General features: G+C 75.3%; 10 protein-coding genes and 1 pseudogene. 3 read left to right on the top strand and 8 right to left on the bottom strand.

Annotated elements, in window-relative coordinates:
- From CCN42_RS04230 to CCN42_RS04210, 5 genes and pseudogenes are all read right to left on the bottom strand, one after another.
- A pseudogene (locus tag CCN42_RS04230) lies at positions 1 to 212 on the bottom strand (hypothetical protein); the annotation flags it as partial.
- 133 nt (positions 213 to 345) lie between these two features.
- A complete protein-coding gene (locus CCN42_RS04225) occupies positions 346 to 774 on the bottom strand; it encodes an OsmC family protein (RefSeq protein WP_086733126.1) in 429 nt (142 codons plus the stop codon).
- A gap of 110 nt (positions 775 to 884) precedes the next feature.
- Complete coding sequence (locus CCN42_RS04220; RefSeq protein WP_086170008.1) at positions 885 to 2,267, bottom strand: amino acid permease; 1,383 nt, start codon at positions 2,265 to 2,267, stop codon at positions 885 to 887.
- 84 nt (positions 2,268 to 2,351) lie between these two features.
- Positions 2,352 to 4,574 (bottom strand): phage holin family protein, encoded by a 2,223-nt coding sequence (locus CCN42_RS04215; protein WP_245877139.1) that lies wholly within the window; start codon positions 4,572 to 4,574, stop codon positions 2,352 to 2,354.
- A gap of 152 nt (positions 4,575 to 4,726) precedes the next feature.
- Complete coding sequence (locus tag CCN42_RS04210; protein WP_086733122.1) at positions 4,727 to 5,140, bottom strand: hypothetical protein; 414 nt, start codon at positions 5,138 to 5,140, stop codon at positions 4,727 to 4,729.
- Positions 5,141 to 5,223: 83 nt separating this feature from the next.
- Here CCN42_RS04210 and CCN42_RS04205 point away from each other — a divergent pair, with 83 nt between their 5' ends.
- Positions 5,224 to 5,997, top strand: a complete 774-nt coding sequence (locus tag CCN42_RS04205) for an MBL fold metallo-hydrolase (protein ID WP_086733121.1) — start codon at positions 5,224 to 5,226, stop codon at positions 5,995 to 5,997.
- Positions 5,994 to 6,617 (top strand): DedA family protein, encoded by a 624-nt coding sequence (locus CCN42_RS04200; RefSeq protein WP_086733120.1) that lies wholly within the window; start codon positions 5,994 to 5,996, stop codon positions 6,615 to 6,617. The genes CCN42_RS04205 and CCN42_RS04200 overlap by 4 nt, the downstream gene beginning before the upstream one ends.
- A gap of 209 nt (positions 6,618 to 6,826) precedes the next feature.
- Here the strand turns inward: CCN42_RS04200 and CCN42_RS04195 are convergent, their stop codons facing one another.
- From CCN42_RS04195 to CCN42_RS04185, 3 genes are all read right to left on the bottom strand, one after another.
- The gene (locus CCN42_RS04195) at positions 6,827 to 8,104 is read right to left on the bottom strand and encodes an MBL fold metallo-hydrolase (protein ID WP_245877138.1); all 1,278 of its coding nucleotides are present in this window, start codon (positions 8,102 to 8,104) and stop codon (positions 6,827 to 6,829) included.
- On the bottom strand, positions 8,101 to 9,348 hold the full coding sequence (locus CCN42_RS04190) for an aminotransferase class I/II-fold pyridoxal phosphate-dependent enzyme (RefSeq protein WP_086733124.1): 1,248 nt from the start codon (positions 9,346 to 9,348) through the stop codon (positions 8,101 to 8,103). The genes CCN42_RS04195 and CCN42_RS04190 overlap by 4 nt, the downstream gene beginning before the upstream one ends.
- A 377-nt stretch (positions 9,349 to 9,725) precedes the next feature.
- The gene (locus tag CCN42_RS04185; RefSeq protein WP_339384441.1) at positions 9,726 to 10,418 is read right to left on the bottom strand and encodes a hypothetical protein; all 693 of its coding nucleotides are present in this window, start codon (positions 10,416 to 10,418) and stop codon (positions 9,726 to 9,728) included.
- A gap of 260 nt (positions 10,419 to 10,678) precedes the next feature.
- On the opposite strand from CCN42_RS04185, the gene CCN42_RS04180 reads away from it, so the two are divergent.
- The coding region (locus CCN42_RS04180) for a thiamine pyrophosphate-binding protein (RefSeq protein ID WP_245877137.1) at positions 10,679 to 11,385 on the top strand (707 nt) is incomplete at its 3' end.

Raw genomic sequence — 11,385 nt, 5'->3', positions numbered from 1 at the left:
ACCCCGCACCTGGTGGCCGGCACCGGCAGTGTGGCGGCGCCGGCCACCAGGTGCGGGGTGAAGCGGCCGAAGTCGAACCGGTCGGCGAGCGGTCCGTGCGTGTCGTCGCGCGGGTGGATCCGGCCGGCCAGGCTGAACAGCACGAGCAGGCGGCCGCGTTCCCGGGTGGCGGAGTCGAGCACCGCCGTACTGCTGGATGTTCCCGCCGCCATCGCCGGCCCTCTCCCCCTCGGCGCAGGGCGTCGATACCCCCGTGCGGCGTCCGTGAACCGCGTGAAGCGCCGTGCAGGCCGTCCCCGCGGCGGGGACGGCCTGCACGGCGGATGCGGGAAACCGCAGGGAACGTCAGGCGAGCTTCGCCGAGAGCGTGATCGGCACCGCCTTCAGCGCCTGACTGACGGGGCAGTTGACCTTGGCGTCCTCCGCTGCGGCGACGAACGCGTCGTCGTCCAGGCCCGGCACCGTGCCCTCGACGGTGAGGTGGATGCCGGTGATGCCCTCACCCGGCTGGAAGGTGACGTCCGCGGAGGTGACCAGCTTGGTGGGCGGGGTGCCGGCCTGGGCGAGGGCGTGCGAGAACGCCATCGAGAAGCAGCTGGCGTGGGCGGCGGCGATCAGCTCCTCCGGGCTGGTCTTCCCGCCCGGCTCCTGGGTGCGGGCAGCCCACGTCACCGGCTGCTCGTTGATGGCACCGGACGAGTCGAAGGTGACGACTCCGTTGCCCTCGAGCAGGTTGCCTTCCCAGACAGTGTGTGCGGAGCGCGTGGTGGCCACGGTCATTCCTTTCGTAGCGTCCCGGTTCTGGTCCCGATCCGGGGTGACGGACACCATCCGATCACACTCCGGCGCACGGCACGGGGAAGTCGCCGCCGTCGGCGCCGTGTTCAGGTGGCTGTGCGCCCGCGCCGGCCCGCCAGCCAGGCGTAGACCGGCACGCCCGCGAAGAGGAACAGCACGCCCTGGTAGACGGCCGCGTATCCGGCGCCCGCGACCAGCCACAGGGAGAAGCCGAAGGCGAGCGCGGCGAGCACCGCGTCGCGCACCAGCCGCGCCCGGTTCACCTTCTCGTGCTCGCCGCGGGCCAGGTGGAAGAGCTGCGCGGCGGTGGCCAGCAGGTAGGGCACGGTCGCCGTGAAGGTGGTGACGAGGACCAGGATCTCGAAGACCCGGGCGGAGCCCGCCGTGTAGTTGTAGACGGTCAGCAGGGATGCGAGGACGACGGTGACACCGACGCCGACGGTGGGCACGCCGCGCCGCTTGCGGGCGAACGCCGCCGGGAACAGGCCGTCCCGGGCGGCCGCGTACGGCGTCTGGGCGCTGAGCAGGGTCCAGCCGTTGAGGCAGCCGGTCATCGACACCAGTGCGGCCAGCGCCACGGCCCAGCCGCCCCAGGAGCCGCCGAACATGGCGTTCACCGCGTCGGAGAAGGGGGCCGTGGAGCCGACCAGCTCGTCGTGGGCGACGGTGCCGAACACCGAGAAGGTGCCGAGCAGGTAGACGAGGGCGGCGCCGAGGGTGCCGATGACGGTGGCGCGGCCGACGTTGCGGCGCGGGTCGCGGACCTCGCCGGCGCTGACGGCGGCGGACTCCACGCCCAGGTAGGAGAAGAGCAGGATCGCGGCGGACGCGGAGACCGCGCCGAGGGCGCTGTCGCCGCTCGCGTTGAACGGGCCGAGGTTGTCCGGGTCGAAGAAGAACAGCCCGCCGACCGCGACGAGCAGCAGCGGTGCGAACTTGAGCACCGTGGAGACGAGCTGGACGGCGCCGACGTACCGGCTGCCGGCGAAGTTCGACAGGGCGGGCAGCCACTGGATGACGAGGGCGGCCAGGCACGCGGTCCACGCGTGGTCGTTCACCGGGATCAGCACGTCGAGGTAGCCGACGGCGGCCACGGCGAGCGCCGCGTTGGAGACCCAGGTGGTGATCCAGTACGCCCAGGCGGCGAGGAAGCCCGCGAAGTCGCCGAAGGCCTCCCGGGCGTAGACGTAGGGGCCGCCGGTGCGCGGGTCGCGGTGGGCGAGCCGTCCGAAGACCAGGGCCAGGGCGATCGCGCCGGCGGTCAGGACGGCGAAGGCGACCAGGCTGACGGTGCCGAAGGGGGCCACGGCGGCCGGGAGCAGGAAGATGCCGCCGCCGATGATGTTGCCCATGACCAGGGCGGTGGCGACCGGGAGTCCGAAGCGCCGGGTGTGCTTCTCGGGTGCCGCGGCGGGCCGGGGTGCGGTCGCCTGCGGGGCCGGAGCCGGGACGGTTCCGGTGTCGTGCATGGGGTGGTGCGCCTCTCGTCGTGCTGGTGCCCGGGATCGCCGGACGACCGCCCATGGTCGGGCACGGGTTCGAGTCGCGACAAATCACACGGTTTTGTCCTGCGCGGTGGGGTCCGGCGCCGCAAAAGGTGCGTCGCCGGGGGCCTCGGACCGGGAATCGTCCACCGCCGTCCGGTCAACCGGAATCCGCCCCACCGGTACCTGGTCCGTCGGGGCCCGGCCCGCCGCGACCTGGTCCACCGGAACCTGGTCCACCGGAACCTGGGGACCGTCCGCCTCCCGCAGCCAGCGGCGCAGCACCCGGTGGACGTGCTCCGCGCCGGCGATCTCCTCGCCGTCCGCCACGGGCGCGGACAGGGCGAGCGGGAACAGCAGGAACGGCCTGCTCTGGGCGCCGCCGAGGCCGCCGTGGGAGCCGATCTGCTCCTCGAAGGCGAGGACCTCCCCGTCGGCCGGGTCGTGGAAGGAGTTGACCATGATGTCGGCGGCATGCGGGAAGGTGTGGGCACGGCGCACCGCCGCCGCGGCGCCCGGACCGAACGCGGCGAGCGGGCCGGGGCGGTCGTCGAGCTCGTCCACCGGGATCTCCGTGCCGTACGCGCCGAGCACCACCCCGCCGTGCCGCTCGCTGCGCACCAGCAGGAACCCGATGCCGGGATGGTTGGCGAGGGTGGACAGCAGCGCCGGGTGGCGGGCGTCGATCTCCTCCTTGCTCATCCGGTGCGGCACGTCCGGGAACGAGATCAGCCCGAGATTGCCGGAGGCCAGCACGATCGGCTCCGAGCGGCGGCCCGGGCGGTGCCGCTCGGCGTCCTCCTCGACCGGGATGCGCAGCGCCGCCCGGACCGCGGCGCGGGCCTCGGCGCCGCTGTGGGTGCGCCGCGCCCGGCGCGGCACGGGCAGCCCGCAGCCGGCCCGCACCAGATCACCGAGGCTGAGGCCGTAGCGGGCGCGGAAGGTTTCGCCGGGGCTCTGCCCGTGGTCGGAGAGGACCACGACCCGGTACGGCCGGGGCGCGTGCTCGGCGACCTTCTCGATCAGCGCGAGCGCCCGGTCCAGCCGCTGGAGCACCTTCTCGGCGTCCCGGCTGAACGGTCCGGAGTGGTGGGCGACCTCGTCGTAGGCGACCAGGTCGGCGTAGATCGCGGTGCGTCCGGCGAGCATGTCGCCCATGACCGCGGCCACCACCACATCGCGTTCGACGACGGTCGCGAAGGCCCGGATGAACGGGTAGAGGCCGCCGCGGGAGACCCGCGGGCGCTCCTTGCGGAACCGGGACCGGGTGGACTGGCCGATCTCGCGGCCCACCTCGGCGACGAACGACAGGGCGGTGCGCACGGCGTTGGCCGGGTCGGAGAAGTAGGCGAAGTAACCGGCCCGCGAGCGGTTCTCGCGGCTGCGCCGCCGGGTGGCGATGGACAGCACCAGGGCCTGCTCGTCCGCGCCGCCGCCGAACAGGTTGCCGCGGCTCGCGCCGTCGAAGGTGAGCAGTCCGCCGTCTCCGGTGCGGGCGACGGCGCGGCGCTGGAGTTCGGCGGCGCTGGTCGGACGGTTGCTGACCATCACCTCCTGGGTGTCCTTCTCGTACCAGCGGAAGGCGGGCACGTCGAAGGTGCTGCCGTGCAGGATGCCCAGCTGGCTGGCGCCCGTCTGGCTGGACCAGTCGGTGCGCCAGGGGGTGAGGCGGTGGCTGGGACGGGCGGTGCCGGGCTCGTCGCCGGTGCCCAGCCAGCGGGCGACGGTCGGCATCAGGCCCTTGCCGACGGCGTCCACGAGCACGTCGTGGCCGACGCCGTCGAGCTGCAGGAAGAGGGTCCCCGGGGTGGCCGGGCCGGGCGGCAGCCGGCGCCGGCGGCGGTCGGCCAGCCGGTAGAGGCGGCGGCGGTAGGCGTCGTCGTCGCGCACCGCGAGGGCGGCGCCGGTGGCGGAGGCGACCGCGGACATCACGGCGGCCACCACCACCGCGGTCTCCGGTGCGGCGGCGCCCCGCTCCCCCGGGTCCAGGCGCAGCGCGAGCAGCAGCAGCGCCCCGTTGAGCGCGAACACCAGCAGGCCGAGGACGAGCGCGGGCACCAGCAGCAGGAGGCGTACGAGCAGCGGCCACACCAGGGCCGACAGCAGGCCGAAGGCGCCCGCCCCGAACGCGGCGGTGACGGCGATGTCGGTGGCGCTGTCGCCGTCCGCCGACCGCAGCCGGAAGTCGGGCAGCAGGCCGGCGAGGATCAGCAGCGTGAGCGTGCTGACCGCCCAGACCGCTACGCTGCGCCCGACCTGACTCGCGATGCCCCGCCAACGCCCCGCACGCACGCTCCGCACACCTCACGTCCCCGCCCGTGATCGGCACGGGCCCGGCTCCCAGCGTGTCACATCGCCTCGACGGGGCCGTCCCCCGCATCAGGGGCCGTCCCGCACGTCAGGGGCCGTCCGGTCCGGCCTCGGCGGCGGGCGTCCGCGGTGCGCTACCGGCCGTCGTAGCCGGCCGTCGGCATCGAGAGCCTGCGGTGCACCCGCGCCTTCATCTGCGCGTCGTAGTACGGCTCCGCCCGGCCCACGGTCTCCACCCGCACCCCGCGCCGCGCGCACTCGGCGGCGAACGCCTCCACGTCCGCCAGGGCGCTCTCCAGTACCCGGCGGCTGGGCGCGACGAACACGTCGCGGCCTGGCCGGACCCCGTCCCACAGCAGACAGTGGTCCGGGCGCAGCCCGCGCACCAGCAGCTCTCGGGTGACGACATAGCCGTGCTCGGCGGCCCAGCGCGAGCACATCGCGTGCTGGCCGCGGGAGTCCACCAGGAAGGGATCGATCTCCAGTTCCTCGAGCGGCGTCAGACTGGCGATCGCCGTGACGCGCACCGGCCCGGGGCCTTCTCCCATGCCGTCCCCCTCACCTCAGGGTTTCGCCGCAGACCCTACTCCTGCCCGTAGGCTTCGGGGAGTCGCGTGAAGGAGGCAAAGAAGTGCCGGTGGAGGTCACCTGGTGGGGTCACGCCACCTGCACGGTCGAGGATTCGGACGTACGGGTGCTCACCGATCCCCTGTTCGCACGCCGGCTCGCGCATCTGCGGCGCCGGCGCGGGGCGCTCCCGCCGCCGGAGGCGTCGCGCGCGGACGTCGCGGTGGTCTCCCATCTGCACGCCGACCACCTGCACATACCGTCGCTGGCGCGGCTCGCACCGGGCACGCGCCTGCTCGTGCCCCGGGGCGCACTCCGTGCGGTGCCCGGGCTGCGCCGGCTCACTCGGCTGCGGGTCACGGAAGTGGCGCCCGGTGACCAGGTGAAGGCCGGCGATCTGGTGATCCGTGCCGTGCCGGCGCGGCACGACGGGCGGCGGCTGCCGCTCGGCCCGCACCGCTGCCCCGCGCTCGGCTATGTCGTGGAGGGCGAGGCGCGGACCTACTTCGCCGGGGACACCGGACTGTTCGACTCGATGGCCGAGGAGGTCGGGCCGGTCGACGTGGCACTGCTGCCGGTGGGCGGCTGGGGGCCGTACCTCGGCGAGGGGCACCTGGACGCGGGCCGGGCGGCGCAGGCGCTGGCCCGGCTCGCGCCGCGCAGCGCGGTCCCGGTGCACTACGGCACGTACTGGCCGATCGGGATGGACGCCGTGCGCCCGCACGAGTTCCACGCACCCGGCGAGGAGTTCGTCCGGCTGGCCGCCGAGCGGGCCCCCGGGGTGGCGGTGCACCTGCTCCGGCACGGCGAGAGCGTGCGGCCGGAGGTCGCGCGGTGAGCTGGCTGGGGGCCGCGTCGACCGTGCCGCCCGAGACCACCCAGCAGGCGATCGGCTACCCCACGCTGTTCCTGCTGGTGCTGGTCGGGGCGCTGGTTCCGGTGGTGCCGACCGGGGCGCTGGTCAGCGGTGCGGCGGTGGTGGCGTTCCATCGGACCGCGCCGTTCTCGCTGGCGCTGGTGTTCGTGACCGCGTCGCTGGCCGCGTTCTGCGGGGACCTCGCGCTGTACTGGCTGGGGCGGCGCGGGATGAAGTCGAAGAACGGTTCCCGGTGGCTCGGGGCGATCCGGGCACGCGCGCCGGAGGACCGGCTGGCGCAGGCCCAGGAGAAGCTGGCCGGTCACGGGGTGGCCGTGCTGGTGCTGTCCCGGCTGGTGCCGGCCGGGCGGCTGCCGGTGATGCTGGCCTGCCTGGTCGCCGAGTGGCCGCTGCGCCGCTTCGCCCGCGGCAACCTGCCCGCCTGCCTGGCCTGGGCGGTCACGTACCAGCTCATCGGCATCCTCGGCGGTTCCCTCTTCCCCGAGCCCTGGGAGGGCGTGGTCGCGGCGGTCGCCCTGACGGTACTGATCAGTCTGGTGCCGAGCGCATGGCGCCGGGTGCGGAGGTCTTCGGCTGCTTAGCCGGGGGCTGCGAGGGCCATCCCTCACGGCCGGGTGGCGCCGGCCGCGGGCCGGCGGGGCGACGCGGGGGAGCCCCCCTGGGCCGGGTGCGGCCGGGCGTGAGGCGAGCTGACTGCCGTGGCGTCCCGAGGCACGCCCGCTCCGGGGCCGTTCCGCCTTGCCGCGCCCGGCGGGCCGAGTCCGTTCTCCCTCTCGCCGGCTCGGTGGACCTACGGCAGGACGCGTGAACCCCCCACCGGCAGGTCCCACAGGTCCGCCCGGTCCAGGCCCGCTTTCTTCCAGGCGGTGCGGACCCGGGTCAGGGGTTCCAGGACCGGCTCGGCGGAGAGGACGAAGGTCGCCCAGTGCATGGGGGCCATCCGGCGGGCCCCGAGGTCCTGCGCGGCGCGGACCGCCTCCTCCGGGTCGCAGTGGACGTCGCTGAGCCACCAGCGGGGGTCGTACGCCCCGATGGGCAGCAGGGCGAGGTCGATGCCGGGGAAGCGGCGGCCGATCCGGGAGAACCAGTGGCCGTAGGCGGTGTCGCCGGCGAAGTAGACACGCCGGCCGTCGGGCGCGGTGAGCACCCAGCCGCCCCACAGGGAGCGGCAGGTGTCGGTCAGGGTGCGCTTGGACCAGTGGTGGGCGGGCACGAAGTCGAACCGCACGCCGTCCAGTTCGGAGGCCTCCCACCAGTCCAGCTCGGTGACGGTGGTGAAGCGCCGGCGGCGGAACCAGCGGCCCAGCCCGGCCGGGACGAAGACGGGTGTCTCGCGCGGGAGCCTGCGCAGCGTCGGGGCGTCCAGGTGGTCGTAGTGGTTGTGGCTGATGACGACCGCGTCCACGCGGGGCAGCGCGCTCCAGGGCACGCCGACGGGGGTGATCCGCGCAGGGGTGCCGAGGATGCGGCGGGACCAGACCGGGTCGGTGAGCACGGTGAGCCCGCCGATGCGCACCACCCAGCTGGCGTGCCCGGCCCAGGTGACGGCCACGGTGCGGGTGTCCACGCGGGGCAGCGGGCCGGGTTCGTACGGCAGCCGGCGGATGTCGGCCAGGCCCTCCTTGCCGGGCCGGACCGCGCCCTCGCGGGCGAAGCGGGCGAGCGCCTTGATGCCGGGCAGCGGGGCGGTCAGCCGGTCGTGGAAGGTGCGCGGCCAGACTCTGCGCTCCCCCGGCGGGCGCGGCTCGGCGAGCGGCGGGAAGGCCGGCTCGACGGGTTCCGCGAGGGGTGGGACGGCGGGTGGGACGGCGGCCAGGTCAGGGATGTCCACGGACGGAACGGCGACCGGGGCAGGGGTGTCCACGGACGGGACGGCGACCGGGGCAGGGGTGTCCACGGACGGGACGGCGGCCAGGTCAGGGGTGTCCACGGACGGGACGGCGGCCAGGTCAGGGATGTCGACGGACGGGACGGCGACCGCGGCAGGGGTGTCCACGGACGGGACGGCGACCGGGTCGGCGGTGTCGCGGGCCGTCGGGCTCGTGGTCGACTCGGACTGCTGCGTCATCGAGGAGACTCCCATCGCTGAGCGTCGTCGCGGAGGCCGTCGAGGACCGACCTCAGGGTGATCACCGAGCGGTTCGGATGCGGCAGCTCCAGGGGCGCCGGTGAGCGCAGGCACTCCTCGCGTTCCGCGTCCGAGCCGCCCAGCAGGGCGCCGGTGGCGAGCCGCACCCGCAGCGCACCCAGGTCGTCGCCGAAGCGGTGGCCGCCGGGCGCGGGCATGCCGAGCCGGGCGGAGAGGAAGTCCTCCAGTTCCTGTGCGTCGGTCACGCCGTGCGCGGCGAGACCGGCCTTGAGCGGCCCGAGGTCGACGTACAGATGGCGGCCGGCGCGCGGTGGCAGGGCGAGCGCGCCCGCGGCGACCACCGCGCGGTGCACGGCGTCGGCCAGGCGCGCGTGCAGCCGGACGGAGGCGGTGATCCGCGCGGTGACCGGTTCCGGTTCGGCGAGGGCGTAGGCCGCGGCGGCGGCGACCGGCCCGGCGATCCGGGCGCCGAGCGCGGTGAGGACGTCGAGCACGCGCGCGCGGAGACCGTCGCCCGCGGGCCCGGCGGGGAAACGGGCGAGGGCGGCCGGCCAGCCGGGCGGCAGCAGCGCGCCGGCCAGGTCGGTGACCACGGTGACCCGCTCGGGCAGCATCTCGGCGGGGCTCAGCAGCACGGTGTCGTGCGGGTCGTGCAGGGTGTCGCGCCACGTCTCGTCGCTGACGAGGTGCAGCCCTTCCCCCTCGGCGGCCTCGACGGTCTCGTGCAGCAGCTCGGGGGGCACGACCGTGGCGGTCGGGTCGTCGGCGACGGACAGCACCAGCAGCCGCGGGTCGCCGCCCTCGGCGCGCACCCGGCGCACGGTCTCCAGCAGGGCGTACGGGTCGGGTACGCCGCCGCACTCGGCCGGCGTCGGCACATGGAAGACGGGACGGCCCAGCAGCCGCGCGTACGGCGCCCACCAGGCGGCGCAGGGCCGGGGCACCAGGACGTCGCCGCCGAGCGCGGCGGTCAGCGCGAGCAGTACGGCGGGCGCGCCGGGTGCGGCCACCGCGTGCTCCGGCGTGGTGGTCAGTCCCCGCCGTGCCCAGTAGCCGCAGCCGGCCTCCAGCAGGGCCGGGCCGCCGCCGGTCGGCTCGCCGCCGCCGCGGTGTGCCGCCGCGGCGAGCACTGCGGCCAGTTCGGGCAGGACGGGCAGCCCGTCCTCGGGCGTGGGCGGACCGTAGCGGACGGGGCCGTGATCCTCGTGGTCCGTCCGGGGCATGGGGTCCTCCGCGCTGCCGTGGGCGTCGTGCCGTGTCGCCTCCGCGCGGGCGTCGTGCCGTCCGGCCGCCGCCGGCACGTCCTGCCGGGTCGCCGCCCCCTGGCGGTCGTGCCGGGGTGCCCGGCGGTGGCCGTCGTGCGGTGCCGCCCCCCGATGGGTGTCGGTGTCGTCTCCCGTTCCCGTCCTCGGGAGGGCCGGGCCGTCGGTGTCCTCCCGTGTCGCGGGGTGCATCGCCGTTCCGTCGTGGTCGCTCGTGGGGTGCTCCCTGGTCCGTGGCCGGTGTGTTCCGGGTGCTCCCGGCTGGATCCCCGGTGCGGATGGGGCGTACGGGAGCGGATCGTCCTTCCGCGCTTCCGCCTACCCCGCGGGACGCCGGGTCAGCCGTCGGCGCCGGAGACCCGGCCGTACAGCCGGTGCGCGGCGGCCCCGAGGGCGCCCGCGATCAGCAGTCCCCCGAGCACCAGTGCGGGCACGGACACGCCGAACGCGCCGCCTTCTCCGGCCCGCACGCCGCGCTGGACCACCGCCGTGCCGCAGCCGGTGTCCTTCGGGTCGGGGCAGGGGGACGCGCTGTGGCCGCCTTGGAGGCCGTGGCCTTGTCCGCCGCCCTGAGCCGGCGAGGCGGACGCGCTGTGGCCGCCTTGGGTGCCTTGGCCTTGTCCGCCGCCCCGGGCGACGGTGAACGTCGCGCTCCACGGTTTTCCCTCTTCGCCGTGCGCGGCCGGACAGGTGCCGTCGACGGTCCACGCGGAGTCCTCGCCGCCGGCGTGCGCCTCACCGGCCCCGGAGTCCTCCGGGAGGACGATCGTGGCGGTGCCCCGGTAGGCCGGTCCGGACGTCTTGCCGTCCTGCCCGCCGACCAGGCTCAGTTCGGCAAGCCCGTCCTCGAAGGCCTGCGAGGCGGCCTCCAGGGTGGCGGGCGGCGATCCGCCGACGGGGTCGCACGTCACCGAGACGGTGACGCTCCCGCCGGGCTCCGCCTGGGCGGGGCCGACCTCGGCGGCCGGTTCGGCGAGGGCCGCGGAGGCGGCTCCGCCCGCCAGGACACCGGCCAGGACGACTACGGACACGGCACGAAGGGCACGACGCACGACCAGGACTCCCCGCAACGACGACGGACACCCAGCCATCACATCCGCTGCCCGCGCCTGCCGCTCGCGGCCCGCCGCCATTCGCGTGGAACCGCCCGGCCAACGGGGTGAGGCCGCCCGTGGTGGCCGGTGGCCCGGGGCACGGGGAAACACCCGGCGGCGTTTCCTCCCCACCCCGGCGGTGACTCGGCATCCAACGGCCGGCATCCAACGGCCACGTCAACCGGGAGGTACTTCGGATGAGCACCCTCGTCTCCGACCATGTCCTCGAACGGCTGCGCGAGTGGGGTGTGGAGCACGTCTTCGGCTATCCCGGCGACGGCATCAACGGGCTGCTCGCCGCCTGGGGGCGGGCGGAGAACCGGCCCCGCTTCATCCAGTCCCGGCACGAGGAGATGTCCGCGCTCCAGGCCGTCGGCTACGCCAAGTTCAGCGGCCGTCTCGGTGTGTGCGCGGCGACGTCGGGGCCGGGCGCGATCCACCTGCTCAACGGCCTGTACGACGCCAAACTGGACCATGTGCCGGTGCTGGCGATCGTCGGCCAGACGCACCGCACCGCGATGGGCGGCTCCTACCAGCAGGAGGTCGACCTGCACACGCTGTTCAAGGACGTCGCCTCCGAGTTCGTGGAGACGGTGACGGTGCCGGAGCAGCTGCCGAACGTGCTGGACCGGGCGATCCGCACCGCGTACGCGCGCCGCTGCCCGACGGCGGTCATCATCCCCGGCGACGTGCAGGAGCTGGAGTACTCGCCGCCGACGCACGACTTCAAGATGGTGCCGTCCAGCCTGGACCGCAGCGCGTGGACGGCGGTGCCCTCGGACGACGCGGTGCGGCGCGCGGCGGAGGTCCTGAACACCGGCGACAAGGTGGCGATCCTGGTCGGCCAGGGCGCGGCCGGGGCGCGGGCCGAGGTGGAGACGCTCGCCGAGCTGCTCGGCGCGGG

It is taken from the genome of Streptomyces glaucescens (genome assembly GCF_002154375.1).
GTDB classification, from domain to species: domain Bacteria; phylum Actinomycetota; class Actinomycetes; order Streptomycetales; family Streptomycetaceae; genus Streptomyces; species Streptomyces glaucescens.
The sequence above is the reverse complement of the archived record's forward strand: the minus strand, read 5'-3'. Positions and strand labels throughout refer to the sequence as shown.

Excerpts from the sequence above, each read along its gene's own strand:
- CCN42_RS04220 (WP_086170008.1), bottom strand. The coding sequence starts at position 2,267 with ATGCACGACACCGGAACCGTCCCGGCTCCGGCCCCGCAGGCGACCGCA.
- CCN42_RS04210 (WP_086733122.1), bottom strand. The coding sequence starts at position 5,140 with ATGGGAGAAGGCCCCGGGCCGGTGCGCGTCACGGCGATCGCCAGTCTG.
- CCN42_RS04195 (WP_245877138.1), bottom strand. The coding sequence starts at position 8,104 with ATGACGCAGCAGTCCGAGTCGACCACGAGCCCGACGGCCCGCGACACC.
- CCN42_RS04190 (WP_086733124.1), bottom strand. The coding sequence starts at position 9,348 with ATGCCCCGGACGGACCACGAGGATCACGGCCCCGTCCGCTACGGTCCG.